29 protein-coding genes are annotated in these 26,494 nt (G+C 72.4%); 16 read left to right on the top strand and 13 right to left on the bottom strand.

Annotated features, from left to right (window positions below):
• Positions 1-189: 189 nt before the first annotated feature.
• From AB0C38_RS44625 to AB0C38_RS44605, 5 genes are all read left to right on the top strand, one after another.
• On the top strand, positions 190-2,739 hold the full coding sequence (locus AB0C38_RS44625; RefSeq protein ID WP_360685962.1) for a DUF5127 domain-containing protein: 2,550 nt from the start codon (positions 190-192) through the stop codon (positions 2,737-2,739).
• Positions 2,740-2,761: 22 nt separating this feature from the next.
• A complete protein-coding gene (locus tag AB0C38_RS44620) occupies positions 2,762-3,904 on the top strand; it encodes a type III PLP-dependent enzyme (RefSeq protein ID WP_360685959.1) in 1,143 nt (380 codons plus the stop codon).
• Positions 3,897-4,256 carry an adenosylmethionine decarboxylase gene (gene speD / locus AB0C38_RS44615; RefSeq protein ID WP_360685956.1) on the top strand — a complete coding sequence of 120 codons (360 nt, stop codon included), beginning with the start codon at positions 3,897-3,899 and terminating at the stop codon, positions 4,254-4,256. The genes AB0C38_RS44620 and speD overlap by 8 nt, the downstream gene beginning before the upstream one ends.
• Positions 4,256-5,116 (top strand): spermidine synthase, encoded by an 861-nt coding sequence (locus AB0C38_RS44610; protein ID WP_360685954.1) that lies wholly within the window; start codon positions 4,256-4,258, stop codon positions 5,114-5,116. Before speD ends, AB0C38_RS44610 begins: the two co-directional genes overlap by 1 nt.
• Before the next feature lie 185 nt (positions 5,117-5,301).
• Positions 5,302-5,928 (top strand): DUF4360 domain-containing protein, encoded by a 627-nt coding sequence (locus AB0C38_RS44605; protein ID WP_360685951.1) that lies wholly within the window; start codon positions 5,302-5,304, stop codon positions 5,926-5,928.
• A 66-nt stretch (positions 5,929-5,994) separates the two neighbouring features.
• Here AB0C38_RS44605 and AB0C38_RS44600 read toward each other — a convergent pair whose 3' ends face one another.
• The 3 genes from AB0C38_RS44600 to AB0C38_RS44590 form a co-directional block, all read right to left on the bottom strand.
• Positions 5,995-6,420 carry a hypothetical protein gene (locus AB0C38_RS44600; RefSeq protein WP_360685948.1) on the bottom strand — a complete coding sequence of 142 codons (426 nt, stop codon included), beginning with the start codon at positions 6,418-6,420 and terminating at the stop codon, positions 5,995-5,997.
• Positions 6,421-6,600: 180 nt separating this feature from the next.
• Positions 6,601-6,726, bottom strand: coding sequence for a hypothetical protein (locus AB0C38_RS44595; RefSeq protein WP_360685945.1), 126 nt, complete (start codon positions 6,724-6,726; stop codon positions 6,601-6,603).
• 124 nt (positions 6,727-6,850) lie between these two features.
• Entirely contained in the window at positions 6,851-7,303 is a 453-nt protein-coding gene (locus AB0C38_RS44590; RefSeq protein WP_360685942.1) for a MarR family transcriptional regulator, read from the bottom strand.
• A 74-nt stretch (positions 7,304-7,377) separates the two neighbouring features.
• Here AB0C38_RS44590 and AB0C38_RS44585 point away from each other — a divergent pair, with 74 nt between their 5' ends.
• Positions 7,378-9,468, top strand: coding sequence for an MMPL family transporter (locus AB0C38_RS44585; RefSeq protein ID WP_360685940.1), 2,091 nt, complete (start codon positions 7,378-7,380; stop codon positions 9,466-9,468).
• Here AB0C38_RS44585 and AB0C38_RS44580 read toward each other — a convergent pair.
• The 7 genes from AB0C38_RS44580 to AB0C38_RS44550 all read right to left on the bottom strand — a co-directional run bounded on the left by AB0C38_RS44580 (position 9,465) and on the right by AB0C38_RS44550 (position 14,920).
• Positions 9,465-9,818, bottom strand: coding sequence for an STAS domain-containing protein (locus AB0C38_RS44580; RefSeq protein ID WP_360685937.1), 354 nt, complete (start codon positions 9,816-9,818; stop codon positions 9,465-9,467). The genes AB0C38_RS44585 and AB0C38_RS44580 overlap by 4 nt on opposite strands.
• Positions 9,815-10,885: a cobalamin-dependent protein gene (locus AB0C38_RS44575; protein WP_360685934.1), complete on the bottom strand. Its 1,071-nt coding sequence runs from the start codon at positions 10,883-10,885 to the stop codon at positions 9,815-9,817. Before AB0C38_RS44575 ends, AB0C38_RS44580 begins: the two co-directional genes overlap by 4 nt.
• The gene (locus tag AB0C38_RS44570; RefSeq protein ID WP_360685931.1) at positions 10,882-12,498 is read right to left on the bottom strand and encodes a PP2C family protein-serine/threonine phosphatase; all 1,617 of its coding nucleotides are present in this window, start codon (positions 12,496-12,498) and stop codon (positions 10,882-10,884) included. Before AB0C38_RS44570 ends, AB0C38_RS44575 begins: the two co-directional genes overlap by 4 nt.
• Before the next feature lie 4 nt (positions 12,499-12,502).
• Complete coding sequence (locus AB0C38_RS44565) at positions 12,503-12,898, bottom strand: ATP-binding protein (RefSeq protein ID WP_360685928.1); 396 nt, start codon at positions 12,896-12,898, stop codon at positions 12,503-12,505.
• 92 nt (positions 12,899-12,990) lie between these two features.
• Positions 12,991-13,377, bottom strand: a complete 387-nt coding sequence (locus AB0C38_RS44560; RefSeq protein ID WP_360685925.1) for an STAS domain-containing protein — start codon at positions 13,375-13,377, stop codon at positions 12,991-12,993.
• Positions 13,378-13,480: 103 nt separating this feature from the next.
• Positions 13,481-14,650: a VanZ family protein gene (locus AB0C38_RS44555; RefSeq protein WP_360685922.1), complete on the bottom strand. Its 1,170-nt coding sequence runs from the start codon at positions 14,648-14,650 to the stop codon at positions 13,481-13,483.
• 75 nt (positions 14,651-14,725) lie between these two features.
• Entirely contained in the window at positions 14,726-14,920 is a 195-nt protein-coding gene (locus tag AB0C38_RS44550) for an antitoxin (RefSeq protein WP_360685919.1), read from the bottom strand.
• 207 nt (positions 14,921-15,127) lie between these two features.
• On the opposite strand from AB0C38_RS44550, the gene AB0C38_RS44545 reads away from it, so the two are divergent.
• The 5 genes from AB0C38_RS44545 (at position 15,128) to AB0C38_RS44525 (ending at position 19,762) form a co-directional block, all read left to right on the top strand.
• Positions 15,128-15,694 (top strand): NmrA family NAD(P)-binding protein, encoded by a 567-nt coding sequence (locus AB0C38_RS44545; protein ID WP_360685916.1) that lies wholly within the window; start codon positions 15,128-15,130, stop codon positions 15,692-15,694.
• Entirely contained in the window at positions 15,691-16,086 is a 396-nt protein-coding gene (locus tag AB0C38_RS44540; protein WP_360685913.1) for a PPOX class F420-dependent oxidoreductase, read from the top strand. Before AB0C38_RS44545 ends, AB0C38_RS44540 begins: the two co-directional genes overlap by 4 nt.
• A gap of 117 nt (positions 16,087-16,203) precedes the next feature.
• Complete coding sequence (locus AB0C38_RS44535) at positions 16,204-17,913, top strand: sulfatase (RefSeq protein WP_360685910.1); 1,710 nt, start codon at positions 16,204-16,206, stop codon at positions 17,911-17,913.
• Between the two features lie 110 nt (positions 17,914-18,023).
• Positions 18,024-19,265 (top strand): GGDEF domain-containing protein, encoded by a 1,242-nt coding sequence (locus AB0C38_RS44530; protein ID WP_360685907.1) that lies wholly within the window; start codon positions 18,024-18,026, stop codon positions 19,263-19,265.
• A 167-nt stretch (positions 19,266-19,432) separates the two neighbouring features.
• The gene (locus tag AB0C38_RS44525) at positions 19,433-19,762 is read left to right on the top strand and encodes a hypothetical protein (RefSeq protein WP_360685904.1); all 330 of its coding nucleotides are present in this window, start codon (positions 19,433-19,435) and stop codon (positions 19,760-19,762) included.
• A gap of 66 nt (positions 19,763-19,828) precedes the next feature.
• Here the strand turns inward: AB0C38_RS44525 and AB0C38_RS44520 are convergent, their stop codons facing one another.
• Positions 19,829-20,917 carry a mandelate racemase/muconate lactonizing enzyme family protein gene (locus AB0C38_RS44520; RefSeq protein ID WP_360685901.1) on the bottom strand — a complete coding sequence of 363 codons (1,089 nt, stop codon included), beginning with the start codon at positions 20,915-20,917 and terminating at the stop codon, positions 19,829-19,831.
• A 381-nt stretch (positions 20,918-21,298) separates the two neighbouring features.
• On the opposite strand from AB0C38_RS44520, the gene AB0C38_RS44515 reads away from it, so the two are divergent.
• From AB0C38_RS44515 to AB0C38_RS44505, 3 genes are read left to right on the top strand one after another with little or no spacing between them, the layout of a single operon-like run.
• Positions 21,299-22,420 carry a S1 family peptidase gene (locus AB0C38_RS44515; RefSeq protein ID WP_360685898.1) on the top strand — a complete coding sequence of 374 codons (1,122 nt, stop codon included), beginning with the start codon at positions 21,299-21,301 and terminating at the stop codon, positions 22,418-22,420.
• Between the two features lie 42 nt (positions 22,421-22,462).
• Positions 22,463-22,963 (top strand): tRNA (N6-threonylcarbamoyladenosine(37)-N6)-methyltransferase TrmO, encoded by a 501-nt coding sequence (gene tsaA / locus AB0C38_RS44510; protein WP_360685895.1) that lies wholly within the window; start codon positions 22,463-22,465, stop codon positions 22,961-22,963.
• Positions 22,964-22,969: 6 nt separating this feature from the next.
• The gene (locus tag AB0C38_RS44505) at positions 22,970-23,317 is read left to right on the top strand and encodes a dihydrofolate reductase family protein (protein ID WP_360685892.1); all 348 of its coding nucleotides are present in this window, start codon (positions 22,970-22,972) and stop codon (positions 23,315-23,317) included.
• Here AB0C38_RS44505 and AB0C38_RS44500 read toward each other — a convergent pair.
• Both AB0C38_RS44500 and AB0C38_RS44495 read right to left on the bottom strand, forming a co-directional pair.
• Positions 23,314-23,904 (bottom strand): TetR/AcrR family transcriptional regulator, encoded by a 591-nt coding sequence (locus tag AB0C38_RS44500; protein WP_360685889.1) that lies wholly within the window; start codon positions 23,902-23,904, stop codon positions 23,314-23,316. The two genes, AB0C38_RS44505 and AB0C38_RS44500, sit on opposite strands and share 4 nt — an antisense overlap.
• 4 nt (positions 23,905-23,908) lie before the next feature.
• A complete protein-coding gene (locus tag AB0C38_RS44495) occupies positions 23,909-24,778 on the bottom strand; it encodes an alpha/beta fold hydrolase (protein WP_360685886.1) in 870 nt (289 codons plus the stop codon).
• Between the two features lie 179 nt (positions 24,779-24,957).
• On the opposite strand from AB0C38_RS44495, the gene AB0C38_RS44490 reads away from it, so the two are divergent.
• Positions 24,958-25,716, top strand: a complete 759-nt coding sequence (locus tag AB0C38_RS44490; RefSeq protein WP_360685883.1) for a D-Ala-D-Ala carboxypeptidase family metallohydrolase — start codon at positions 24,958-24,960, stop codon at positions 25,714-25,716.
• Between the two features lie 266 nt (positions 25,717-25,982).
• Positions 25,983-26,489 carry a VOC family protein gene (locus AB0C38_RS44485; protein ID WP_360685880.1) on the top strand — a complete coding sequence of 169 codons (507 nt, stop codon included), beginning with the start codon at positions 25,983-25,985 and terminating at the stop codon, positions 26,487-26,489.
• Positions 26,490-26,494: the final 5 nt, after the last annotated feature.

Genomic DNA, 26,494 nt, shown 5'->3' with positions numbered 1-26,494 from the left:
GGACCGAAGACCCGGGCGGGCGCCGCCTGAATCTCACACCGGAAACCTGCACCGGACCTGCGCGTCCAGTGGTCCGCAAAAGAATCACCACCCCCGGCCAACGGCGGATTTACAACGTTGTACCAACGATGTAAAAGTGGTCCTGCGCTGTTCGTCGCTCCGGCTCGCACGCCGTGGAAGGGGCCACCGATGTCCTCCCGAGAACGCGATCACCTCACCCGCCGGGACCTGCTCCGGCTCGCCGGGGGCACGGCCGCCGCCGTCGCCGCCGCGCTCTGGCTGCCCGGGACGGCCGCTGCCGCGGGCACCTTCAGCCCGATCCGGCCGCCGGCCACTCCGCTCCTCGTCCGCTCGCCGTACCTGTCCACCTGGCAGCCCGCCGACAACCTCCCCGGCACCTGGGCGAGCTTCTGGACCGGGCACACCACTGCCCTGTGCGGCCTCGCCCGCATCGACGGCGTCGCGTACGTCTTCGCCGGGTCGCCGGCGCTGCCGTCCGGGCCCGCGCTCACGCCGATGACACAGGTCAGCCTGCAGGTCACCGGCACGCGCTCGACGTACGTCCTCAACGGCGGCGGGGTGAACCTGACCGTCACGTTCTTCTCGCCGGTCGACCCGGCGAACCTGCAGCGCCAGAGCGTGCCCTTCGGCTACGTGACCGTCCAGGCCACCAGCGCCGACGGCCGCGCGCACGCCGTCGACCTGCACTTCGACACCTCCGCCGAGTGGGTGCACGGCAACACCGCGACCCCGGTCACCTGGATGCAGCAGCAGTCAGGCGGCTACACGCTGCTCAGCTGCACCCCGGCGAGCCCGGGCGTCCTGCAGGAAAACGGCGACCAGGCGAGCTGGGGACAGCTCGTGCTCGCCGCGCCGACGTCCGGTGTCAGCTGGCAGATCGGGCAGGACACCGTCGTGCGCGCCGCCTCGGCCGGCCAGGGCGGCCTGCCGAACACCAGCGACACCGCGCAGCCGCGCGCGATCAACGACCGCTGGCCGGTACTGGCTTTCAACAAGAACCTCGGCACGATCGCCGCCGGCGGCACCTCGGCGCCGTTCACGCTCTCGATCGGGCACGTCCGGACGCCCGCCGTCCGCTACCTCGGCACCGAGCTGCGCCCCTGGTGGACGCACTACTGGGGCAGCTGGCAGGACATGGCGGTCTGGTTCGCCAACGACTACGCGAGCGCGCTGAGCGCCGCGACCACGATCGACCAGCGGCTGCACGACGACGCCGTCACCGCGGCCGGCGGCGGCACCACCGGCGAGCACTACGCCGGGATCTGCGCCCTCGCGCTGCGCCAGGCGTTCGGCGGGACCGAGCTGGTCGACCGCGGTGGCGCGCCGTGGGCCTTCCTCAAGGAGATCTCCTCCAACGGCAACATGTCCACTGTGGACGTCACGTACCCGGCGTTCCCGGCCTACCTGTACCTGTCGCCGGCCTACCTGCGGCTGATCCTGGAGCCGTTGCTCGACTACGCCGAGCGCGGCGGCTGGCCGATGCAGTTCGCCGAGCACGACCTCGGGACGCACTACCCGGACGCGACGGGGCACAACGACGGCAACGAGGAGAGCATGCCGGTCGAGGAGTCGGCCAACCTGCTCATCATGGCCGCCGCCCTGGTGCAGCGGCTGCCCGCGGCGGAGGCGAGCGCGTTCGCCACCACCCACTACCGGATCCTGCGGCAGTGGGCCGAGTACCTGATCGGGAACACCCTCGACCCCGGCTTCCAGAACCAGACCGACGACTTCACCGGCTTCATCGCCCACAGCGCGAACCTCGCGCTCAAGGGCATCATCGGCGTCGGCGCGATGGGCGTCGTCGCGAGCGCCACCGGCACCACGGCCGACGTCCAGCGGTACCGGTCGACCTCGCGCAGCTACGTCAGCCAGTGGGTGACGCTGGCGCAGGACACGTCGAACCAGCACCTCAAGCTCGCCTACGACCAGCCCGGCACGTGGAGCCTGAAGTACAACGGCTTCGCCGACCGCGTGCTCGGGCTCGACCTGGTCCCGCTCGGCGTCGCGGCGCAGGAGGCCGCCTGGTACCAGGGCCGCGCGGGCGCCCACGGCGTGCTGCTCGACCCGCGCAACAACTACACGAAGGCCGACTGGGAGCTGTGGACCGCGGCCTGGCTGACCGACCAGCCGAACATCCGGAACACCCTGGTCGAGGGCGTGTACAGCTATGCGAACAGCACGCCGCAGCGCGTGCCGTTCAGCGACTGGTACGTCGTCGCCGACGCCACCCAGCGCGGCTTCCAAGCCCGCCCGGTAGTCGGTGGCTACCTGGCGCTGCTGACGCGCCCGGCGGCGTCGGCCACGGTGTGGCGGAAGCTCCAGAACCAGCGGTCGGGCAAGGTGCTCGCGGTGTCGGACATGTCCCTGGCCGACACCGCCGAGGTCACGCAGTGGTCGGACAACGGCAGCGCCGACCACCTCTGGGCGGTGGTCGACAACGGCGACGGCACCGTCCGGATCGTCAACCGCAACAGCGGCAAGATCCTGGCCGTGCACGACCAGAGCCTCGACGACGGCGCCCACGTGCAGCAGTTCCAGGACAACGGCACCCCCGACCACAACTGGCGGATCACCGACGCCGGCGGCGGCTGGTCGAAGATCGTCAACGTCCGCAGCGGCAAGGTCCTGGCCGTCGACCAGCAGTCCACGGCGGACGGCGCGCAGGTCACCCAATGGGCGGACAACGGGTCTCCGGACCACCTGTGGCGGTTCGGCTGACCCCGTTTGCAAGACTGGCGGAGTGTGCGCCGACCCCCTCCGCCGGTTCCTCGAGGAACGGGACCCGCCGACCCCGTGCCTCGTCGTCGACACCGACGCCGTCGCGGCCCGGGCGCGCGAGTTCCGCTCGGCGTTCCCGGGCGCGCTGATCCGGTACGCGGTCAAGGCCAACCCGGCGCCGCCGGTGCTCGACGCGCTGGTGGCGGCCGGGACCGGCTTCGACGTCGCGGGGTCGGCCGAGGTCGCGCTGTGCCTCGACCGCGGCGCCGACCCGGCGGACCTCGCCTACGGCAACCCGATCAAGAAGCCCCGCGACATCGCGTTCGCCTTCGAGCGCGGGGTCCGGGAGTTCACGTCGGACGCGCCCGGTGACGTCGACGAGCTGGGCCGGCACGCGCCGGGCTCGGCGGTCTCGATCCGCGTGGTGCTCGACGCGCCCGACTCGGTGACGCCGTTCGGCCGGAAGTTCGGCTGCGAGCCGGCCGAGGCCCTGGACCTGGTGCTGCGTGCGGCCGGGCTGGGGCTGCGGCCCGGCATCGCGTTCCACGTCGGGTCGCAGCAGCCGGACGTCGCCGCGTGGGAGATCGGGATCGCCACCGCGGCGAAACTGTTCGCCGAGGCCGCGGCGCAGGGCGTCGCGATGACGCGGCTCAACCTCGGCGGCGGCTTCGCGACCACGCACCGGACCGGCGTCCCGTCGCTGGACGCGTATGCGACGACGATCGCGACGGCGCTCGACACGTACTTCCCCGGGGACCGGCCCGAGCTGATGCTGGAGCCGGGCCGGGTGCTCGTCGCCGACGCGGGCCTGTTGCGGACCGAGGTCGTGCTGGTCGCGGAGCGCGGCGAGCGGCGGTGGGTCTACCTCGACATCGGCCGCTACAACGGGCTGGCCGAGGCCGAGAACGAGGCGATCGCCTACCGGTTCGAGCCGGTCGGCGGTCCCGGCGGCCCGGCCGGGCCGGTGGTCCTCGCCGGGCCGACCTGCGACGGCGACGACGTCCTCTACCAGCGGACGCCGTACCGGCTGCCACTGTCCCTGCGGACCGGCGACCGGCTCGACCTGCCGGGCACCGGGGCCTACACCGCGAGCTACGCGTCGGTCGGGTTCAACGGGATCGAGCCGCTGCGCACGTACTGCGTCGGGAGGTGGGGGGATGCCTGAGGTCGGCCGGTTCACCGGGCGCCACGTCCTGGCCGAGCTGCACGGCATCGACCCGGGCCTGCTCGACGACGCGGCAAGGCTGGGGGACCTGCTGCGGGCGGCGGTGACGGAGGCGGGCGCGACGGTCGTCGACATCGTGGCGAAGCGGTTCGCGCCGCAGGGCGCCACGGTGATCGCGCTGCTGGCCGAGTCGCACGCGTCCGTCCACACCTACCCCGAGCACGGGTCGCTGTTCGCCGACGTGTTCACCTGCGGCGAGCGCGCCGACCCCGAGCACGCGCTGCGGTTGCTGGCGAAGTCGCTGGACGCCGCTTCGGTCCACCTGTCCGTCCTGCACCGCGGAGAACACTGATGCCCCTGATCAACGAACCGGTCGGCGCCGGCCTCACCCGCGTCTGGGAAGTCGACGACGTCCTGTTCAGCGCGCGCACGCCGTACCAGGAAGTGCTGATCGGGAAGACCGCGCAGGGCGTTTCGCTGTTCTGCGACGGCGAACGCCAGAGCACCGAAGCGAGCCAGCTGGTCTACCACGAGGCGTTGATGGTGCCCGCGCTGCTGCTGGCCGAGCAGGTGCGGCGGGTGTTGGTCATCGGGTCGAGCGAAGGGGTCGCTTCCGAGCTGGCGGTCGACGCCGGCGCGTCGCGGGTCGACCACGTCGACATCGACGAGCAGGCGGTGCGGGCCTGCGCCGAGCACCTGCCCTACGGCTACACGACCGCGGACCTCGCGCGGGGTGACGGGCCGATCCGGGTGTCCTTCGAGGACGGCTGGGCGTTCCTGGCCGCGGCCGAAGCCCGGGGCGACACCTACGACGTGGTCGTGATCGACCTGCCGGACGAGAACACCGACCCGGACGCGCAGCACAACCGCTTGTACGGCACGGACTTCCTCGGCCGGTGCGCGCGGATCCTGGCCCCGGGCGGGGTGGTGACCTGCCAGGCGGGCTGCCCGACGCTGTGGCGCAACGAGACGCTGCTCGCGTCGTGGCGCCGGTTCCGCGAGGTGTTCGGGACGGTGCTGTACTTCGGTTCCGACGAGCACGAGTGGGCCTTCCTCTCCGGACGCGCCGACCGCGTCGACGAGCCGGGCGCGCTGGTGGCGCGGCGGTTCGCGGAGCGGGGGAGCCGCGCGGTGACACTCGACGCCGAAACGTTGCTCGGCGGCACGACACCGCCGTATTCGCTCCGGCGTGGTACTGGTCCAGACCAGTAGGACCCGTGGATTATCCGAATATCCCGACCTTTTAAACGTGAATGTACGGGAAATGGATTTCCCGTACTCCGGGTTGTCGTGTTACTCCGTTCAGTGGCCGTCGAAAAGGTTGCTATCGCGCTACGATCCGTTCCGCGCGCGATCATCGTGATCACAAGGCACCGTGGCCCATTTGGAGGAGCGTCATGCTCGGTATGTTGGTCGTAGCCGGAATGATTCTGTCCGCCGTCGCCGCACCCGCCGATTCCGCGGCGGCATCGGCTCCGACCGAAAAGATCACGCTCGACATCAAGACCATCAACGGCTCCGGCTGCCCGGCCGGCACCGCCACGGCGTCGGCCGACGTCGCGTCCGACAACACGTCGTTCACGGTGCACTACACGAACTTCACCGCCAAGGCCGGCGGTGGCGCGTCCGCGCTCGACGCCCGGAAGAACTGCCAGATCAACGTGCTCGTCCATGTGCCGCAAGGGTTCACGTACGCGATCGCCGAGGCGGAGTACCGCGGCTTCGCACACATCGAGAGCGGGGCGAGCGCGCTCGAGCAGGCCAACTACTACTTCGCCGGGACGTCACCGACCGCGCGGGTCCGGCACACGTTCCCGGGTCCGTTCCACGGCGTGTGGCGGGCGAGCGACACCACCGACGTGGCGGCGCTGGTGTTCGCCCCGTGCGGCGAGGACCGGAACCTGAACATCAATGCGGAACTGCGCGCGGACGCGGGCACCTCCTCGGCGACGAGCTACATCGAAATGGATTCCGAACACGCGAGCGTGGACACGATTTACCACTTCGCGTGGAAGACCTGCTGAATTCGGCGGAATTGCCCGGGCTGGCCCGCTCACCGGAACGTCTCCCGGTGAGCGGGCCCGTTCGCGTCAGACGTGGGTGACCAGCAGGGTCACGCCGGCTTCGCCGCCGCAGTCGACGAAGACCGGGCCCACGCCGTTGCCGATGTGCTGCGAGACGGTCGCCTTGGCGACGAAGTGGTCCGGTCCGGCGTCGACGATCCGGATGTTCTCCAGCGCCGGGTGCTCCGGGAAGCCGCCGAGCACGGACTTCAGGCCGGTGCCGCCGCCGCAGCTGCCCGTGATGGTCACTTCCTGGCCGCGCTGGGTCGTCGGGTTCGGGCTCACCTGCACGGTGGCCCGGGCCCCCTTGGGCGGCTGATTCGCGTTCGTCATGGTCCCCTCCGTGGTCCCCGGTTCCGCCGACGCGCCGCCGGCGATCCCGATGCTCACCGCCGTGACGAGCCCGGCCGCCGCGGCCAGGCCGATCACCGTGCGGGTGGACTTGCTGCGCATGGTGTCCTCCTCCCTCGATCCGGTGTTCGCCGGATCTGCTTCGTCAGTCGCCGCGGGGCGGGCCCGGGGTTCTCGACGAACGAGAGTGAGACGTGGATCACAGGTGAGTGTGCCGAGCGAGGACGTCGGAGGGGGACCGCCGCTCAACTGTCCACAAGGGACGAACGGGGGATCGCGAGCTCAGTCGAGGGCGCCCGCGGCCGGCAGCTCGAGTGGTTCGCCCTTCGCGGCGGGCGACAGGGTGCATCGTCGCTCGAACCGCTCCATCAGGACGGTAGCGATCAGGAGGGCCACTGGGGTGCTCACCGCGATCCACATGGAAGAAGACCTACCCACGCCCGCGCGGGATGAATCGCCGGAGGAGGCCGCGGCCCGGCCCTCCGGTTGCCTCTGGTGTCGTCGAACGCGCCCCGGCCTGCGGTCGAGCCGGTCAGGTCACCGGTTGGTCTCGATCTTCCGTGGACAGCCGGGTGATCACGTCCAGCAGCCCGGCGCGGAAAGTGTCGTCCTCGCCCAGGACGCCGAGCAACGCGGGCTCGGCTCGCACCGCCCGTTCGTGGGCCGCCCGGCCGGCCTCCGTCAGCCGGGTCAGGTGCCGCCGCGCGTCCGCCGGGTCCGGCGTCCGGGTGACGAACCCCGCCTTGGCCAGCCGGTCGAGGGTGCGGCTCATCGTCTGGTCGGTCACCTGGCAGTGTTGGGCCAGCGTCCGCTGGGGGAGCGGCCCGTCGCGCAAGGTGTGCAGCGCGATCAGCCCCGCGTGGGTGAGCCCCATCCCGTCGAGCACGGCCGCCCAGCGGTGTTCGACCAGGCGCGCGGCCACGGCCAGCAGCCGGCCCGTGGGCCAGGTGCTCAGGTCCGGTTCGGGGGTTGTGCTCACCGTCACTCCGGGTCGTCGTGCAGAATGTTCAGCTTGCTGAACAATTGGGCGTGCCCGCCCTCGAAAGGACCTTAGCGACCATGAACGAGAAGCCGCGCCGGCTCCGCTGGCTGATCCCCGCCCTCCTGGTGATCGCCTGGCTCGGGCTGGGCGGGTTCGGCGGGCCGTTCGCCGGGAAGCTCAGCGAAGTCGCGAAGAACGACAACGCCGCCTTCCTGCCGCGCTCGGCCGAGGCCACCGAGGTCTCCGACGAGCAGAAGGCCTTCACCCCGCGCCAGGTGCTGCCCGCGACGGTCGTCGCCGAGCGCACCACCGGCCTGACCGCCGACGACCGCCGGTTCCTCGACGCCAAGGCCCGGCAGCTGGGTGGGATCCCCGGCGTCGTCGGCCCGCTCGCCAAGCCGGAGCCGGCCCCGCGCGACGACCAGGCCGTGCAGCTGGCCGTGCCGATCCTCGCCGACGGCAACCCCGCCGACGTCGTCAAGGAGGTCCGCGCGACGCTCGAGGGCGCCCCGGCCGGGCTCACCGTGCTGGTCACCGGGCCGGCCGGGCAGATCGCCGACCTGGTGAAGGCGTTCGGCGGCATCGACGGCGTCCTGCTCCTCGTCGCCGGGGGCGTGGTCGCGCTGATCCTGCTCGCGGTCTACCGCAGCCCGCTGCTGCCGTTCCTGGTGCTGCTCTCGGCCGTGTTCGCGCTCGGGCTCGCCAGTCTCGTCGTCTACCTGCTGGCGAAGAACGACGTCCTCGCGCTCAACGGCCAGAGCCAGGGCATCCTCTCGATCCTCGTGTTCGGCGCGGCGACCGACTACGCCCTGCTGCTCGTCGCGCGGTTCCGCGAGCAGCTGCGGGACACGCCGAACCGGTTCGACGCACTGAAACTCGCGTGGCGCGCGACGCTCGAACCCATCGCCGCCTCGGCGGGCACCGTCATCCTCGGTGTGCTGTGCCTGCTGTTCAGCGACCTGAACTCGAACAAGGGCCTCGGCCCGGTCGCGGCGATCGGCATCGGTGCCGCACTGCTGGCGTCCACCACGTTCCTGCCCGCCGTGCTGGCCCTCTGCGGCCGCGGCGCGTTCTGGCCGTTCAAGCCGGCGCTCGGCTCGCCGCACCCGGAGACCTCGGGGATCTGGGGCCGGGTGGCGGGCCTCGTCGGCCGCCGCCCGCGCACGGTCTGGGTGGTGACGGCACTCGTCCTCGGCGTCGGCGTCGCGTTCCTGCCGCAGCTCAAGGCGTCCGGCACCGCGCAGTCCGACGTCTTCCTCACGCAGGTCGAATCCGGCACCGGGCAGGACGTCCTCGGCCGGCACTTCCCGGGCGGGCTCGGCGCGCCCGCGATCACGATCGCCGACGCCGGCGCGCTGCCCGCCGTGCTGCGGGCGTCCACAATGGACGGAGTGGCGCAGTCGATCCCGTTGCCCGGCCCGGACGGCAAGCCCAAGGTCGTGAACGGCCGCGTGCAGATCCTGTCCGTGCTGAACGACCCGGCGGACTCCGAAGCGGCGGTCGCGACCGTCGGCAAGCTGCGCGACGCCGTGCACGCGATCCCCGGCGCGGACGCGAAGGTCGGCGGCCCGACGGCGATCCAGCTCGACACGCAGAAGACCTCGGAGCACGACCGCGCGCTGATCATCCCGATCGTGCTGCTGGTGATCTTCCTCGTGCTGGCCCTGCTCCTGCGGTCGTTGCTCGCGCCGTTGCTGCTGATCGCGACGGTGGTGCTCTCGTTCGCGGCGACGATGGGCGTCTCCGCCCTGGTGTTCAACCACCTCCTGGACTTCCCGGGCGCGGACCCCGTGGTGCCGCTGTTCGGGTTCGTCTTCCTGGTGGCGCTCGGGATCGACTACAACATCTTCCTGATGACGCGAGTCCGCGAGGAGGCGCTGACCCGCGGCACGCGCGACGGCACCTTGCGCGGGCTGTCGCTGACCGGCGGGGTGATCACCTCGGCCGGCGTGGTGCTCGCCGCGACGTTCTCCGCGCTCGCGGTGATCCCCATCCTGTTCCTCGCCCAGATCGCGTTCATCGTCGCGTTCGGCGTCCTGCTGGACACGTTCCTGGTGCGGTCGCTGCTGGTGCCGGCGCTGACCGTCGACGTCGGGCGGCGCATCTGGTGGCCGTCCAAGCTGGCGAAGGCCGAGCCCCGACCGGCGGGTGAGCCGGCGGGCGGCTAGGAGTCGCGGCGGGCGCGGGAGTCGGCGGCCTCGCCGGTGAGGTACGCCGTCGTCCCGGTCAGGGCCAGCAGCCGGTCGAGCGCGGGCGGCCGGTTGTCCAGGTGCAACCGGGAACCCGCGCCGGTGACCGCGCGGTGGACCAGCAGCAGGGTGGACAGCCCGGAGGAGTCGCAGAAGGCGATCCCGCCGCAGTCGAGCCGCACCTCCCGCACGCCCGGGTGGTCGGCCAGCCGGTCGGTGACCAGCTGCAGCAGCAGCTTGGCCGTGGCGTACTCGAGCTCGCCGACGATCGCGACGCGGGCCGTGCCGACGTCCGCCGCGGTCCAGGTGCAGGTCAGCCCGCCGGTCATGCCGGCCGCCCCGACCGGTGAGCCGGATCCGCCAAGTGCGTGCGCGCGTCGCGGAGCAGGCTGGTCGCCCGGGGGAAGTCGCGCAGCTCCGCCTCGAGCAGCTCGAGGGCGGGCACGAGCGACGCGGCCGGGACGCCTCGCGCGGTGAGGATGCCGGCGGTCCAGGTCAGGAAGCCGGTGAACAGCTCGCCGTCGCCGACGTACAACGCCGTCGCCAGGAACTCGACGATGTGCGCGAGGTCCTCGGCGGTGTGCTGGCGCTGCAGGTCGCTGTAGGTCCGCATCGCCGGGACGCGCTCCTCCAGGCCGGCCAGCACGGACTTGACGAGCCGGCCGGAGCTGCGCGTGACCAGCGTGTACTCCTGGTCGGCGAGGTGCGGCAGGTCGTCGAGCGGCTGGTGCCCGGCGTGCGGGCGGGGGAGCGGTTCGGCCAGCCGGTCGGCGGCCGAACGCGCGTCCGGCGCCCACGCCTCGGCGCCGAGCAGCCGGGCGTACCGGCCGTCGGGCCCGAACGCGGCGCCGCCGGCGATGACCGGGGTCGCGGCGGCCTGGCACGCGGTGATCGTGGCGTGCGCGGTCGGCAGCCGGGTGGCGATCGACCCGGACAGCGCGACCGCGTCCGGCCCGGTGCGGTGCAGGTGGGCGACCAGGTGCGGGGCGGGCACCTGCGCGCCGAGGTAGTCGACCTGGAAGCCGCGCAGCCGCAGCACCTCGGCGAGCAGCCGGGCGGGCATCGCGTGCCACTCGCCGTCGACGCAGGCGACGGTCACCCGGCCGAGGTGCGGGTCCGGCCGCTTCAGCACGTAACCGAAGGTCGCGATGACGCGGTCGTTGATCGCGGTCGCCGCGTGCTCCTGGGCGACGGTGAGGCGGTTGGCCGCCCACTCCTGCCCGACCTTCCGCTGGACCGCGCCGATCACGTCGAGCAGCAGGCTCTCCGGGTCGGCCCCGTCGCCGAGCGCCTGGATCACGACGTCGCCGGCGGCGTACTCGTCCCCGGTCGTGACGGCGTCCCAGAGCCGTTCGGCGTGCTCGGCCACCCCGGGGGTGCGGGTGGGGGTGCTCATGCCGTGTACCTCCCGCGGCCATGGCCGCCGACCGCGGCCAGGTGCTGCCCGCGCGGCGCGGTGATCGCCAGCACGGCCATGTCGTCGTGGGCGCCGCGGCCGATCCACTGCGACGCGAGCATCTGGATCCGCTCGACGACGGCGTCGGCCGGCATGTTCGCGCACTCGGTCAGCGACTGCCGGAGCCGGTCCTCGCCGAACATCGCGTCCCCGAGCGGGCCGCCGCGCGCTTCGATGATCCCGTCGGTGTAGAGCAGGCACGTCTCGCCCGGGGCGAGCGTGACGTCCGCGCCGGTCGTCCGGATCTCCGGCAGGACGCCGATCAGGGTGCCGTGGGTGCCGGCCTCCTCGACCCGGCCGTCGGCCCGGACGATCAGGGGCGGCGGATGGCCCGCGCACGTGACCCGCAGCCGGACGTCGGCACCCTCGCGGCGGGCCGAGGCCAGCACCAGCGTGACGAAGCGGGCGTTGCGGCCGTCGGCGAGCGTGCGGTTCAGCAGGCTCAGCAGCCCGTGGTGGTCGCCCGCCATCGGCAGCAGCGCCCGCAGCGTCGTGCGGATCTTCCCGGTCAGCACGGCCGCGTCGAGGCCCTTGCCGCAGACGTCGCCGAGCACGGCCAGCGACTCGTCGCCCTCGGGGGTGGTCACCGGGTGCACGTCGTAGAAGTCGCCGCCGATCCGCTCACCGTCGCGCGCCGGGCGGTAGCGGCCGGCGAACTCGACGCCGCCGCGCTGCTCGAGGGTGGGCGGCAGCAGCTCGCGCATCAGGGTGTCGGTGATCGACGCCTGCAGCGCGAACACGCGTGCCGCCGACATCGCCGCGCCGGCCCGCGCCGCGAACAGCCGCGCGAAGAGCTCCTCCTGGTCGGTGAAGGAGGCCCGGTCGCCGCGGCGGAGCAGGACCAGGGCACCGGCGGGGACGCCGTGGCCGGGCAGGGGCGTGACGACGATCGAACCGACCGCGCCGAAGCTCGCGGGCAGCACCCAGCCGGGCGCCGCGTCCGGGTCGAGCCAGCGCGAGGGGACCGGCGGGAAACCCTGCAGGGCCTCGCCGAGCCCGGGCAGGTCGTCCGGGTCGATCTCCAGCCGGGACCGCGCCGGCTCCTCCCCGCGCACGCAGGAGACGGCGGGGTAGGTCCCGCTCGTGGTGGGCGCCAGGACCAGGGCGGCGTCGGCGAGGTGCTGCGCGGCGAGCCGGGCGGCGACTTCCATGCAGCGCTCGAGGTTGAGCGAACCCAGCAGCGCGGCGGAGGCGTCGCTGAGGAACGCGGTGCGCTCCTGCTCCCGGACCAGGGCATCCTGGGCGACGCGGGCGTCGGTCTCGTCGACGAGCCACCAGGTCACGGCCTCGCCGTGCGGGATCGGGTGGGCCGCGAAGGCCCGCTCACCGGCCTCGCCGCGGACGACGTCGCCGGCGCGGCGGTCGTGCGCGCCGGCCAGCCAGCCCGCGACGGTGTCCGCCAGAAGGCGGCCGGGCCCGGCGGTGGGGAAGAGCGTGCGGGCGGCTTCGTTGAGCGCGAGGACCACGCCACCGGCGTCGGCGCAGAGAGCGGCGGTGGGCGCGGCGGCCCAGCCGCGGTCGCCGGTGTCCGGGGCCCTGCGCGCGGTGCGCACCGGATCAGCCACGGGCGCCCGCGGGGTCGTCGGTCGCCAGCTCGGCCCACAGCGTCTTGCCGCTGGGCCGGCGCAGCTGGCCCCAGGCCGCCGCGCAGCGCTCCACCAGCAGGAGCCCGCGGCCGCCCTGGTCGGACGGCGCCCGGCGGCGGGCCGGCTCGCCCCCGCCGTCGTCGACCTCGATCCGCAGCTTGGCGGCGCCGGTCAGCAGACGCACGTGGTAGGGCGCGCGGCCGTGGCGCAGCGCGTTGGACGTCAGCTCGTCCACCACCATGACCGCGGTGCTGACGACGTTGGCCGGGAGTCCGCACAGGACCGTGCGGACCCAGTGGCGGACCTTGGCCAGCTCGGTGAGCTCGGCGGTGATACCGAGCTCGTGCCGGATCGCTCGCAGGTTCACGTCCGCCTCCTTCGCCGTACCGGGCCCCGGGGGAAAGGCCTCCCCTTCTTCATGCCCGGATCCGGGCCCGTCCACACGGGTATCGGCGGCCGTCATGGTTCTTCGCTCCAGGACGCGCGCGCCGCGGCGACGCTCGGGTGCAGCGGCAGGACGTCGCCGAGGCCGAGCAGCTCGATCGGCCGGACCACGACGGGCACGGTCGTGACGAGGGCGAGCCGGCCGCCCGCCTCGCGCACCCGGCCGCTCAGCTGCAGCAGGACCTGCAGGCAGCTGGAGTCGCAGTAGCCGACCTCGCTCATGTCCAGCACCAAGGGGCGGGCGCCGGGATCGGTCGGGAGCGTCTCGGCGAGCTTCGCCGAGACCGCGAAGTCGAACTCGCCGCGCAGGGTGCAGATCTCCAGGTCGCCGTCCTCGTGGAGGTCCACGGACCAGCCGTCACCGGAGAACCGCTGCCGAGGCCGCAGTGCGTCGGTGGTCATGCGAACTCCAGAAGGGGGACGGGGACGGGACGCGGGCTGGCGGCTCAACCGGCTCCCGACGGAATCTACCAGCGCCGCCGGTCCCGGGCAGCACGGTGTCCCCTCACCGTCCTTTAAGGACTTCTTCCGGCCGCGCGGGCTCGGCCGCCGGTTCGGGGTCCGGGGCGCTCGGGGGCACGATGGCGACGTTGACCGTGCGGGTCAGCCGTTCGTAGGGCGCCCGGTGCTCGCCGTCGAGCAGCACCGCGAGCGGCGTCCAGACGCCGACGACGAACACGGAAGCGACCAGCGCGACCGGCAGGAGCAGCTGCTCGGGGTGCCGGCCGAGGTCCCAGTGGTCCAGGTCCAGCAGCAGCCACGTGAGCCACAGCGGCGAGAGCAGGACGCCGTTGCGGACCAGCAGCGCGATCGGGCCGGCCCGGCGGCGGCCCCGCCGCGCCACGCGCAGCAGCATCGCCCGCTTCCCGGGCGTCGAGCCGGTGACCGCGGGCAGCACCACGAACCAGACGAGGGCGAGGATCACGACCGGCGTGTCGCGGTGCTCCAGGTCCTCGCCGAACAGCGTCAGCAGGCCGAACAGGAAGCCGAGCAGCGCGGCGAACCCGAGCAGGTCGGTGGCCAGCGCGAACAGCCGCCGGGTGAACGTGACCCTCGCGGCGTAGTGGCGGTCGTGCTCGGGCTCCGCCGAGGGCAGCAGCCGGCCGAGCGGACCGGCCACCAGCCAGCCCACGACGACGCCCGCCGTGTTGAGGATCAGGTCGTCGACGCTGAACAGCCGGTACGGGCAGGGGTAGACGAACCACAGGCCGGTCAGCTGCGTGAGCTCGAAGAACAGCGACAGGCCGAAGCCGATCGCCGCCGCGGGCACGAGCCGCACCCGCTGCGCGTAGCGGACGTAGAACCCGAACGGCGCGAGCATCACGACGTTGAGCGCGGTGGTCCAGACGGCCGGGTTGTGCAGCAGCGCGCCGGGGCTCCAGTGCCCGCGGGCCCGCTGCGAAACCACCTCGACGAAGTAGAACGGCCGCAGCTGCGGAGAACTCGCGTAGGAGTGCCCCGCGCAGAACGCCGGGTCGGCGGGCAGCGGCAGCACCGTCTGCGTGGCGATCGCCAGCAGGTAGAACAGGAACGCGTAGAAGACGAACGTCGACCAGCCGCCGGCGCGGCCCCGCCGGCGGTAGCTGACGAAGGCGGCCGGGAGCATGACGGCCAGCACGAGGAAGGGGAAGAGGATGAGGGCGGTGCGGACGGGGACGAGATAGGTGGCGACCACGGACCCGGTGGTACCCAGCCGAGCGGGGAGCGAAGCGTGCTTCCCCCGGACGGCTGGGCGCGCACCGTGGCGGGCCTACTGCGGGGGCGCGTCCTGCTGGCCGCCGCTCTGCTTGTGCAGGAAGTCCTTCGCCTTGTCCGAGCCCTGGTCGATCTTGTCGGCGTGGTCGCCGAACCGCTGCTTGGCGGCGTCGGCGGCCTTGTCGATACCCTGGTCGGCCTTGTCGGGGTTGTTCCCGAGGGCTTCCTTCGCCTTGTCGAACAGGTTCATCGCTGCAGGCCTTCCATTCGGAATCCGATCTTCGGACCTCCCGAGGAGAACACCGGCGCAACCGGCTCGCAACCGAATGGCCGCAGGCACTCACCTGTCGTGGGTATTACTGCCCCTTTCCCGGGTGAAAGCCGGCCCCGCGGGTTTGGGACCGGCGAGTTCGGGTACGGCCGATTCTTTTTGCCGCCGGGCCCGGTCGGTACGGGCATGAGCACTTCCTCCACGGAAAAACGGGTGGTCGCCGTCGTCGGCGCCACCGGGCGGCAGGGCGGCGGGCCGGCCCGCTCGATCGCCGCGGATCCGGACGGCCCGTTCGCCGTCCGGACCCTCACGCGGGACGCGGGTTCGCCGCGCGCGAAGGAACTGGCCGCGGCCGGGGCGGAGGTCGTGACCGCCGACCTCGACGACCCCGGTTCCGTCGAGGCCGCGTTCGCCGGCGCGTACGGCGCCTTCTGCGTGACGGCCGCCCAGGAACGTCCGGAGCGGGAAACCGCCCACGCCGCCACGATGGCCGCGGCGGCGCGCCGGGCCGGGGTCGCGCACGTCGTGTGGTCGACCTTCGAGGACACGCGGACGCTCGCCGACGACCGGGATCGCGGTGGCGGACATCGGCCGCTGCGCCCACGCGATCCTGCGGCGTCCGGAAGTGGCCGGGAAACGGTCAGCGTCGCCGGTCACAGCCAGTCCGGCGCCCGCGATCCCGCCGAAACCCGGAAGCTCCACCCCGGCCTGCTGACCTTTTCCCGATGGCTTTCCGAAAGGACGTCCCGATGACCGTGCCCCTGACCGAAGCCGCCCGCGAAGTGCTCGACGGCCCGCACACGGCGGTGATCGCCACCGCGAACGCCGACGGCCGGCCGCAGTCGTCGGTCATCTTCGTGCAGCGCGACGGCGACACCGTCGTGTTCAGCACCATCGAGGGCCGGCTGAAGACGCGGAACATGCGGCGCGACCCGCGGGTGAGCCTGCTGGTGGCGGGCAACCCCGGCCGGTACGTGGAGATCCGGGGCGGCGTAGAGATCGTCGAAGACCCGGAAAAGGTGCTGCTGCACGAAATGTACGACCGGTACATGGGCGGGAAGACGCCGCCGCCGGAACCGGGGGCGCGGCGGCTGATCGTCCGGATCGTCCCGGAAAAGGTGTACCTCTGGCCACCCGCGGCCTGACGGCTGGGCGGCGCGTGAACCACGCGCCGCCCCGATCCGTATATGCGGTGAGGACCGCCGTCCCCGCCGCAGGGGCCCGGCGGTCGCCCTTGTGAACCGTGATGTGAGGCCCCCGCCATGATGGGAAACACCGGTCTGCCGCTGCCGCGGCGTGCCCGCCGCCGCGCCCCGGACGGAGGTGTGTCCTTGCCCGACTTCGGGCTGCCCCGGCCGGCCCGGCGGCACGCCGTCGCGGGCGTGGTGCTGACCGTCCTGGCCGCGCTCCTGGTGCTCTTCGCGCTCCTCGCGCCGGACGACCTCAACTCGTTCTCGCCGGAAGCCCTGGTCCGGGTGCCGGTGGAAGGCCTGCTCGTCGCGGCGTTCGTGCTGGTCCTGCCGCCGCGGGCGCGCCGCGTCGTCGCCGTGCTGGTCGGGCTGGGGCTCGGCTTGCTCACCGTGATGAAGGCGCTCGACACGGGCTTCTACGCGACGCTGGAGAAGCCGTTCGACCCGATCTACGACTGGAGCTTCTTCAACGCCGGCGTCGAGTTCCTCGCCGGGGAGATCGGCGACGCCGGCGCGTACGCCGCGCTGGCCGGCGCGGTGCTGCTCGCGATCGCCGTCATCGCCTTCATGGTGCTCGCGATGCTGCGGCTCACCCGGATCGCCGCCGGGCGCCGGACCGGGTCGTCACGCGTGGTGGCCGTGCTCGGCGTGATCTGGATCGTCTGCTCGGTGTTCGGCGTCGAGGTCGCGCCGGGCCAGCCGGTCGCGGCCCAGAACGCCGCCGCCCTGGCCTACGACGACCTGCGCCAGGTGAGCACGGACCTGCGGGAACAGCGGCCGTTCGGCGAGCTGGCCGCCGAGGACGCGTTCCGGAACACCCCGGGTGACCAGCTGCTGACCGGGCTGCGCGGCAAGAACGTGGTGCTCACGTTCGTGGAGAGCTACGGCCGCGTCGCGCTCGACGACCCGGCGTTCGCGCCGAAGATCGGCGCGACGCTCGACGCGGGCACGGCGCAGCTGAAGGCGGCGGGCATCGGTGCGAAGAGCGCGTTCCTGTCGTCCTCGACGTTCGGCGGCGGGAGCTGGCTCGCGCATTCCACCGTCGAGTCCGGCATGTGGATCGACAACCAGCAGCGCTACAACAACCTGCTCGACAGCGACCGGCTGACGCTGGGCGGCGCGTTCCAGAAGGCGGGCTGGAAGACCGTCTGGGACGTGCCCGCGCACACGAAGGACTGGCCGGAGGGTCAGCGGTTCTACCACCCGGACGCCTACTACGACTTCCGCAACATCGGCTACAAAGGCCCCGGCTTCGCCTACGCCACGATGCCGGACCAGTACACGTTCTCGATGTTGCAGCGCAACGAGCTGGCGAAGTCCTCGCAGCAGCCGGTGATGGCCGAGGTGGACCTCGTCTCCAGCCACGCGCCCTGGTCGCCGCGGCCCTGGCTGGTCGACTGGAACCAGGTCGGCGACGGCTCGATCTTCGCGCCGCAGCCGGGTGCGGGGGAGGCGCCGGAGTCGGTCTGGAAGGACCCGGCGAAGATCCGCGACGCCTACCGCGACGCCACCGACTACTCGCTCAAGACGCTCATCTCGTTCGTCCAGCACTACGGCGACGACAACCTGGTCCTCGTGTTCCTCGGCGACCACCAGCCGCCGGTGGTCACGCCGCAGGGCTCGGTGCACGACGTGCCGATCACGATCGTGGCGAAGGACCCGAAGGTGCTGGACCGGATCTCCGGCTGGGGCTGGACGGACGGGCTGCACCCCGCGGCGCAGGCCCCGGTCTGGAAGATGGACTCCTTCCGCGACCGCTTCCTGACCGCGTTCGCCCGCTGACCGTCCTCTTCGGACACTCCGTCCGGCGGCTTCCGCGAGGCGCCCCGCGCGCCTATCGTCGGAGTCGCCGGGCGGGGGAGCCCGGCTGATCCACGGACACGGGAGGGTAAGTGGATCCGCAGGGGGAAGTCAGCGCCGCACACCCGGCGCGCGTCGATCGGCTGCACACCGCACCGGCCGGGGTGCTGCCGTACTACCTGGTCCTCGAGGTCACCGCCGTCGTGCTGCCGTTCGCGGTGCCGTCGACGGCACCGACCACGCGGGAATGGGTCTTCTGCGCGATCCTGCTCGGTTCGGCGGTGGTGCAGACCGAGCTGTCGGCGAAGGCCGAGCGGATGCGGCGGTTCCTCGCCGGGAACCCGCACGTCAGCGTCAGCTCGGTCTGGTTCTTCGCCGCGACCCTGTCGACGCCGCCGGCGCTCGCGTCCGTGCTCACCGTGCTGATCTACGGCCACCTGTGGCTGCGGATGGCGAGCGTGCCCGGAGCACGGCTGTACCGGCTGACGTGCTCGGTGGCGACGTACGTGGTCACCATCTTCGCCGCCCGCGGCGTCGCCGAGCTGTTCGGCGTCGGCACCGGCGCGCCGGGCGTGGTCGCGACGGTGGCCGCCGGGCTGACGTTCTTCCTGGTCAACACCCTGCTGGTGATGGTCGGGTTCAAGCTGCACGAGCCGGCCCGCCCGCTGCTGTCGCTGGCCGGGTCGGTGCCGGAGAACGTGCTCGACGCGGCGACGCTGTGCCTAGGGGCCGCGGCCGCGGTGCTGCTGACCGCCCGGCCGTGGCTGGTTCCGCTGCTGGTGCTGCCGCTCGTGCTGCTGCGGCGCGGGGAGCTCGGGCGGCGGCTGGAGCTGCAGGCCGGCCGCGACCACAAGACCGGGCTGCTGACCATCGCGGAGTGGCGGGCGCGGGCCGAGGCCGAGCTGGGCCGGGCGGCGCGCGCCGGGGGCGACTGCGGGATCCTGATGCTCGACCTCGACCACTTCAAGCGCGTCAACGACACCCACGGGCACCTGGCGGGCGACGACGTCCTGCGCGCGGTCGCCGGGGCCGTCCGGGGCGAGGTGCGGATCTACGACTCGGTCGGCCGGTTCGGCGGGGAGGAGTTCGTCGTGCTGCTGCCCGGCATCGGCCGCGTCCACTCCGTGGCGGTCGCCGAGCGGATCCGGGACGCGGTGGGGGAGCTCGCCGTCGTCGTGGCGGACGGGACGAGGATCGCCGGGCTTTCGGTGTCGATCGGGGTGGCGGTCCACCCGGCCGCGGGCCGCGGGGTCGACGAGGTGCTCGGGGCGGCGGACAAGGCCGTTTACGAAGCGAAGAACTCCGGCCGGGATCGGGTTTGCGTCAGCCGTTGAGGAAATGTGCGCACCTCCGCCATCCGTCCAGGGTCGCGGGCTAGCCCGGATGGAGCAGCGTGGTGACTTTCCGCTGCACTCGCATTCACTGGCCCGATGAATTGCCGGTAATTCTTCCGCACTCCTAGGCTCGGTAACGTCGGGGTTCTCCGCGTTGAGGAGTGGTCATGCGCAGAAAATTGGCGGTTCTCGCGGTTGCTGTGTTTTCGCTGTTCGGATTGTCGGTCGTGCCCGCGGCCGCGGCCGGCGGCGACTTCGCGCCACCCGGCTGTTTCGGCGAGCGCTACGGAACGCTCTTCGGGCAGGGCGTGTCGGTCAGCTGCTTCCCCGGTGAGGGCTACGGGTACCGCGTGATCGCGCACTGTGCCAACGGCGGCGCGTTCTGGTTCGTGGCCGGCGATTTCGTGCCGTACGGATTCGGCCCGGCGGTCGCGGAATGCGCCGGTGCGCTGCTCGTCCCGGCGCGGGTGGTCACCTACCAGGTCGACGAAATCTGATTTTCGCCGGGAACCGTCCGGCCACCCATTTTCCGGGTGGCCGGACGGTGTCGTGTCCGCGTTTCTTCACGAGGTGCGGCGGTTGTCCATCGCGTCGCGGTCCCAGTCGATTCCGAGCCCGGGCGTTTCCGGGGGCACCGCGTGGCCGTTCTCGACGGTGATTTCGGTGCGCGTGATCGCGCGCAGCTGCGGGATGTGCTCGACGTAGCGCCCGTTCGGCACGGCCGCCGCGAGGCTCACGTGCAGTTCCATGAGGAAGTGCGGGCAGACCTCGACGTTGAAGGCTTCGGCGAGGTGGGCGACCTTGAGCCACGGCGTGATGCCGCCGATCCGGGCCACGTCGGGCTGCACGATCGAGGCGGCGCCGCGGTGCAGGTAGTCGCGGAACTGCGCGACCGAGTAGAGCGACTCGCCGACGGCGATCGGGACGGCGGTCGCCGCGGCGAGCCGGGCGTGCCCCGAGACGTCGTCGGCCGGCAGGGGTTCTTCCAGCCAGAACAGGTCCAGCGGGCCGAACGCCGCCGCCCGGCGGACGGCCTCGGCGGCGGTCATCGACTGGTTCGCGTCCACCATCAGGTCGAACCGCGGCCCGACGGCCTCGCGGACCGCGGTGAGGCGTTCGAGGTCCTCGCTCGCGTCGGGCTTGCCGATCTTCACCTTGACGCCGCCCCACCCGGCGCTCGCGGCGGCCTTCGCGCCCGCGACGAGCTCCTCGGTGCTCAGGTGCAGCCAGCCGCCCTCGGTGTCGTAGAGGGGAACGCGCGGCCGGAACCCGCCGGCGACGCGCCACAGGGGTTCGCCCGCCCGCCGGCACTTGAGGTCCCACAGGGCGGTGTCGACGGCGGCGAGCGCGAGCGAGGTGATGGCGCCGACGGTCGTCGCCCGGGTGGTGGCGAAGAGGTCCCGCCACAGCGCCTCGACCCGCCGCGAGTCCCGGCCGGCGAGCCGGGGGAGCAGGTGGTCGCGCAGCAGGGCGACGACGGAGCTGCCCCCGGTGCCGATCGTGTAGGCGTAGCCGAGCCCGCGGCCGCCGTCGTCGGTGGTCAGTTCGACGAAGACGGTCTCCTGGGAGGTGAACGCCTGCACGGCGTCGGTCCGCGCCTGCTCGACCTCGACATCGACGAGAAAGGCCTCGGCCCGCGTGACGACAGTCAACGATCCCCCTGCCCCAGAATCCTATAGGAAATATGATTCTCGCCTGGCGGGTGCGGGCTGTCAACGGCCGGGGTGCCGCTGAGAGGGACACTCATGCACGTCTGCTGCCCCGCAGACTCTGGTTCCGTTCACCGCCCCCACTCGCGTGCTGTACTTGGTCCAGACCTTCGTCGACGCGGACAGGCGACACCTGTTCGCGGTTCTTCGCGTTCCGGAAATCCGTTGCCCGGCAAGTCATCTCGCCGTCCAGTCCACAACGGACAGACGTTCGCCTCCGCGAATTCCGGACAGAAGACCGGACAAATCTGGACCACCTCCACGTTTCGCCCGCACACTCGGCGCACGGTGAGTTTCTTTCCCCCCTGCCTCGAAGGAGACCGCATGCGTCGAAGAATCGTCCTCGCCCTCGGCGGCGCCGCCGTCCTGACCGCCTCACTCGCTTCCGCGTCGCTCAGCCCGGCCGTCGCCTCGCCCGGGTTGGTCTCCGCCATGCAGCGGGACTTCGGCCTGACCGCCGCCCAGGCCGAAACCCGGCTCGGCCAGGAAATCACCGCCGCGCGGGTGATGCCGGCCGCGCAGCAGGCCGCCGGCGCCGCGTTCGGTGGTGCCTGGTTCGACCCCGCGCTCGGCAAGCTCGTGGTCGGCGTGACCGACCCGGCCGCGGCACAAGCCGTCCGGCAGGCCGGGGCCGAAACCGCGCCGGCCCAGGTCAGCGCCGCGAAGCTCGACGCGACCAAGGCCGCGATCGACGCCTCCGCCAAGGCGGACCCCGCGCCGGCCGCCGTCAGCGGCTGGCGCACCGACCCCCGCGCCGGCAGCGTCGTGGTCACCCTGCGACCGGGCGCGCACGGCGCCGACGTCGACGCCTTCCTGTCCCGCGCGGCGAAAGCCGGCCCGGTGACGGTGGCGACCGCGCCGGCCGCCGAGCCGTTCTCGGCGGGGACCGTCGGTGGCGACCCCTACTACATCAACGGCAACACCCGCTGCTCGATCGGTTTCTCCGTGAACGGTGGCTTCGTCAGCGCCGGCCACTGCGGCGGAACCGGCAGCTCGGTCGTCGGCTGGGACGGCTCGGCGATGGGCAGCTTCGCCGGCTCTTCCTTCCCCGGCAACGACTATTCGTTCATCCGCATCGGCAACGGCTGGTGGACCGCGCCGGTCGTGCTCGGCTGGGGCACGGTCAGCGACGCGCTCGTCCGCGGCTCCTGGGTCGCGCCGGTCGGCACGTCGGTGTGCCGCTCGGGCTCGACGACGCACTGGCACTGCGGCACGGTGCTGGGGCTCAACGAGACCGTCAACTACTCCCAGGGCGCGGTCTACCAGATGACCCGCACGAACGTCTGCGCCGAACCCGGTGACTCCGGTGGCTCCTTCATCACCGGCGACCAGGCCCAGGGTGTGACCTCGGGCGGCTGGGGCAACTGCGGCTCCGGCGGCGAGACGTGGTTCCAGCCGGTGAACGAGATCCTGCAGACGTACGGTCTCTCGCTCGTCACGGCGTGACGGTCGCGCACGGCACCGGTCGCGGGGTCCTACGCTGGACCGATGATCCCGATCGGTGTCGTGCGCACCGCCCGCACGGACCTCGAGCACACCCCTGTCCAAGCGGGGGCGAACCGCGCCGAAGAAGGCACGATCGAGCTCGACCCGCGGTTCGCCGAAGGTCTGGCCGGCCTGGCCGGGTTCGACTACGCGTGGCTGCTCAGCCTGCTGGACCGCCCCGACCGGCCGGGCGGGCTGACGCAGGTTCCGTACCTCCTCCGCCGCGAAGGCCGCCGGATGGGCATCTTCGCCATGCGCGGCCCGCGCCGGCCCAACCCGATCGGGCTGAGCCTGGTCCGGCTGCTCGACGTCACCGGCAGCACCATCCGCTTCGCGGGGGTCGACCTGCTCGACGGCACCCCCGTGCTCGACGTCAAACCGTACGTGACGCGGTTCGACCGCCCGCCCGGCGAGCCCGCCTGCGGGTGGTTCGACGCGGTCGACGTCGCGGACGGGACAACTCCGTCCCACCTGAGCGATGAATCCGGCCCACGACCGCGGTAGGTACCGGTGAGGGCGCGGTGCGAGTTCCCGGACCGGCTGAACGCGGCCCGGAAACTGGCGGCCTCGCGCACGCTCGGCGATGTGTCCGCCTGGCAGAACTCCTCGCTGCTGCAAGGAGATCTCGTCGACGAAGCCCAGCGCCACGAGCGGGACCTGATCGTCATCGGCTCGGTCGGGATCGCGCAGGCGCTCGGCCGCCGCGACCTGGCCGACGAGTACCGCCCGCTCGTGTTCCCCAGCGTGGTGGGGGAGGGCCGGCGGCTCTTCGACGACGTCCCGGCGCCCGCGGACCTGCGGCTGGTGTCGGCCACCCGGATCGGGTCCGGCGTGCTCAGCACCTATCGGACGCGCTAGGTCCGCAGGAGGCTCGCGAGCCAGCCGCCGAGGACCTGCTGGACTTCGGCGCGGGTCTGCGCCGGGTCGTCCGCCGCGGCGATCATCCTCGCCGCCTCCATCACCGCGCTGAGCACCAGCTGCGCCAGGGCGCGAACGGGCATCTCCACGATCAGCCCGTCCGCCCTGGCCTGCTCGAGCACCGAGACGATCAGGCCGAGGCCGTACTCCGCCTCGATCTCGCGCCAGACGTCCCAGCCCAGCACGGCGGGCGCGTCGGTGAGCGAGATGCGGCGGACCTCCTCGCGCAGGCAGGCGTCGAGGAAGACGCCGAGGCCCTGCAGCATGCCGGTCAGCGGGTCCGCGCCACCGGCGAACGCCGCCTCGACCTCTTGGGTCAGCTCGCGTTCGAGCTCTTCGACGACGGCGCGGAACAGGCCCTGCTTGTCGGCGTAGTGGTGGTACAGCGCGCCGCGCGTGACGCCGGCGGCGCGGGTGATCTCGTCCGCCGGGACGGCCTGGTAGCCGCGGGCGGCGAACAGTTCCCGCGCGGCCGCGACCAGGGCGGCCTTCGTGCCGGCGGAACGGTCCTGCTGGGTACGTCGCACCCGCCTAATCTGCCATGACGCCCGCGAACTCGGCGATGTGCCCGGCCAGCGCGGCGGGCTGGTCCTCGGACAGGAACGTGTAGGCGTCCGGGACCTCCACGACCTTCGCGTCCGGCAGCAGCGCGGCGAGCCGATGGGCCAGCCCGATGGGGAACAACTTGTCCTCCGGGCCCCACGGGAGCAGCACCGGCCGGTCGAAGGTCCGCAGCGCCTCGGCGGCGGCCAGCGTGTGCCGCGGGTGCACTTCGCGCAGCAGCTTGCGCAGGTCGCGGCGCACCCCGGCGGACTTGCGCAGCGGCGAGAGGTAGGCCTGCGCCACCTCGTCCGGCAGCGGCCGCTTGGTCACCCAGCCGAAGAGCAGGGGCAACGGGTACAGCGCGCGGATCCGCAGCAGCTGGCCGAGCACCGCCATCGAACCGGGGATCCGGGCGATCGGCGGAAGCGCCTTGAAGATGGGCGGGAAGAAGTACTCGAAGCAGTCGGACGGCGTCAGCACGACCCGCCCGACCCGCTCCGGCCGGCGGCTGAGCAGGATCTGCGTCAGTGCGCCGCCGGTGTCGTTCGCGACGAGCGTGACGTCCCGCAGGTCCAGCGCGTCGAGGAAGTCCGCGATCAGGTCGGCGTTGCCGGCCGGGGAGAGATCGGCGTCCGCGCGCATCGGGATGTCGTGCGAGCCCAGCGGCAGATCCGGGGCCAGGCACCGGAATCCGGCGGCGGCGACGTCCGGCACCACCTTCCGCCACAGCTCGGCGTTCGTCAGCACCCCGTGGACGAACACCACCGGGGAGCCCTCGCCCCGCTCGAAGTACCGCACCTCGCCGGCCGGCAGCCGGACCCGGTGCTCCTGACCCAGGGATTCGCTTCGCTTCGTCATGAGGCGAGAATACATACGTGATGTATGTATGTAAATGAAGCCAGCCGGCTGGTCAGGAATTCACGACCGGAGCGCCGGACGCAGTGACCCTCCGTGCGGCCCGGGGCCGGGATTGGCGGATGTTTGGCCGGCCGGGGTCTGCTGCGGCGCCCTTGTCGCCAACCCCTTCGGAGGTCTCGATGAGCCCGTCCCGCTTCGACCGCCGCACCCTGATCAAGTCGGGGCTCGCCCTGGCCGGTGGCGTCGCCGCGATGACGGCCTTTCCCGCGGTCGCGGAAGCCTATGCGTGGCCGGCGTCGCTGAAGTCCGGCTCGACCGGGGCCGCCGTCAAGGAACTCCAGATCCGCGTCGCCGGGTGGGCCGCCGACGGTCCGCAGCAGACGTACGTCGCCGTCGACGGGGAGTTCGGGCCCGGCACCACCGCCGCGCTGAAGCGGTTCCAGGCCGCGAACCACCTGACCGCGAACGGGGTCGCCGACGCCGACGACTTCGCCGCGCTCAACGCCCTGGAGGCTTCCGACGGCTCGACCGCGCACTTCGAGTGGAGTGAGTTCATGTCGAAGGACGGCACCGGGTTCGGGAGCGGGAAGGTCGCCGCGGCGACGGTCAAGGAGAACGTCCGGCGGCTGATGTACAAGCTGGAAGCGTTGCGGCTCAAGGCGGGCGGCCGGGCGATCACGATCTCCTCGGGCTTCCGCAGCATCGCGCACAACCAGTCCGTCGGCGGCGCGTCGAACAGCATGCACGTCTACGGCACCGCGGCCGACGCCTACGTCAGCGGCCTGAGCACCCGCCAGGTCTACGTGCTCGCCGAAGCCTGCGGGTTCTCCGGGCTGGAGCGGTACACGCTCTCGGACGCGCACCAGCACGTCGACAGCCGCGTCGAGTACGCCTACGGCTCGCAGAGCTGGTGGTGGGAGAGCGGCACCGTCAGCTGAATGCTGTGGCGCCCCGGACTTGGCTTCGGGGAAAGGTCGGATCCGGGGCACCACAGCCCGCCGGACAGCTGACACGGTGTCCTGCGGTGGATCCACCCTACGAACCGCGGGGGCACCTGACCAGGGCCTCGATCCGGTGTCGAAGGTTTGTCGCCCGGTCGGTTCTAGGCCTACCGAGAGTGGGTCTCGGTAGGCGTCCGGTGTTGTCGTTCGTGGTAACCTTCAGTTGAAACTTCAACCGATTGTGCCGCGCGCGGGGAGCCCCGATGTCGATCTTCCGCCTGAACCACGCCGTGCTCTACGTCCGGGATCTGGCCGAAAGCGTCGCGTTCTACCGGGACGTGCTCGGCTTCGGCTACACCGAAGACGGCGAGGCGTACCCCGGTGCGGCGTTCCTGCGGGCGCCCGGGTCGACCAACGACCACGACCTCGGCCTGTTCGAGCTCGGCTCGCAAGCCGCGGACTCGGGTGCGGGGAAGACGTCGGTGGGGCTGTACCACCTCGCGTGGGAAGTCGACACCCTCGGCGACCTCGAACGGCTCGCCGGCCGCCTCAAGGAGGCCGGCGCGCTGGTCGGTTCGTCCGACCACGGCACCACGAAGTCCTTGTACGCCAAGGATCCCAGCGGGCTCGAGTTCGAGGTCGTCTGGCTCATCCCGCGCGAGCTGCTGACCGACGCCGACCGGGGGAAGAGCGGGCGGCTCGATCTCGCGGCGGAGCTGGCCAAGTACGGCGCCGACGCACGCAGCGGCGTCGGGATCTCGCGCCCCTAGCCGGC

Source organism: Amycolatopsis sp. NPDC048633 (genome assembly GCF_040650695.1).
Lineage (GTDB): Bacteria > Actinomycetota > Actinomycetes > Mycobacteriales > Pseudonocardiaceae > Amycolatopsis.
The sequence above is the reverse complement of the archived record's forward strand: the minus strand, read 5'-3'. Positions and strand labels throughout refer to the sequence as shown.

Coding starts and splice junctions, on each gene's coding strand:
- AB0C38_RS44625 (WP_360685962.1), top strand. CDS start 190: ATGTCCTCCCGAGAACGCGATCACCTCACCCGCCGGGACCTGCTCCGG.
- speD (WP_360685956.1), top strand. CDS start 3,897: ATGCCTGAGGTCGGCCGGTTCACCGGGCGCCACGTCCTGGCCGAGCTG.
- AB0C38_RS44610 (WP_360685954.1), top strand. CDS start 4,256: ATGCCCCTGATCAACGAACCGGTCGGCGCCGGCCTCACCCGCGTCTGG.
- AB0C38_RS44605 (WP_360685951.1), top strand. CDS start 5,302: ATGCTCGGTATGTTGGTCGTAGCCGGAATGATTCTGTCCGCCGTCGCC.
- AB0C38_RS44600 (WP_360685948.1), bottom strand. CDS start 6,420: ATGCGCAGCAAGTCCACCCGCACGGTGATCGGCCTGGCCGCGGCGGCC.
- AB0C38_RS44585 (WP_360685940.1), top strand. CDS start 7,378: ATGAACGAGAAGCCGCGCCGGCTCCGCTGGCTGATCCCCGCCCTCCTG.
- AB0C38_RS44580 (WP_360685937.1), bottom strand. CDS start 9,818: ATGACCGGCGGGCTGACCTGCACCTGGACCGCGGCGGACGTCGGCACG.
- AB0C38_RS44575 (WP_360685934.1), bottom strand. CDS start 10,885: ATGAGCACCCCCACCCGCACCCCCGGGGTGGCCGAGCACGCCGAACGG.
- AB0C38_RS44560 (WP_360685925.1), bottom strand. CDS start 13,377: ATGACCACCGACGCACTGCGGCCTCGGCAGCGGTTCTCCGGTGACGGC.
- AB0C38_RS44550 (WP_360685919.1), bottom strand. CDS start 14,920: ATGAACCTGTTCGACAAGGCGAAGGAAGCCCTCGGGAACAACCCCGAC.
- AB0C38_RS44545 (WP_360685916.1), top strand. CDS start 15,128: ATGAGCACTTCCTCCACGGAAAAACGGGTGGTCGCCGTCGTCGGCGCC.
- AB0C38_RS44540 (WP_360685913.1), top strand. CDS start 15,691: ATGACCGTGCCCCTGACCGAAGCCGCCCGCGAAGTGCTCGACGGCCCG.
- AB0C38_RS44535 (WP_360685910.1), top strand. CDS start 16,204: ATGATGGGAAACACCGGTCTGCCGCTGCCGCGGCGTGCCCGCCGCCGC.
- AB0C38_RS44525 (WP_360685904.1), top strand. CDS start 19,433: ATGCGCAGAAAATTGGCGGTTCTCGCGGTTGCTGTGTTTTCGCTGTTC.
- AB0C38_RS44515 (WP_360685898.1), top strand. CDS start 21,299: ATGCGTCGAAGAATCGTCCTCGCCCTCGGCGGCGCCGCCGTCCTGACC.
- tsaA (WP_360685895.1), top strand. CDS start 22,463: ATGATCCCGATCGGTGTCGTGCGCACCGCCCGCACGGACCTCGAGCAC.
- AB0C38_RS44495 (WP_360685886.1), bottom strand. CDS start 24,778: ATGACGAAGCGAAGCGAATCCCTGGGTCAGGAGCACCGGGTCCGGCTG.
- AB0C38_RS44490 (WP_360685883.1), top strand. CDS start 24,958: ATGAGCCCGTCCCGCTTCGACCGCCGCACCCTGATCAAGTCGGGGCTC.
- AB0C38_RS44485 (WP_360685880.1), top strand. CDS start 25,983: ATGTCGATCTTCCGCCTGAACCACGCCGTGCTCTACGTCCGGGATCTG.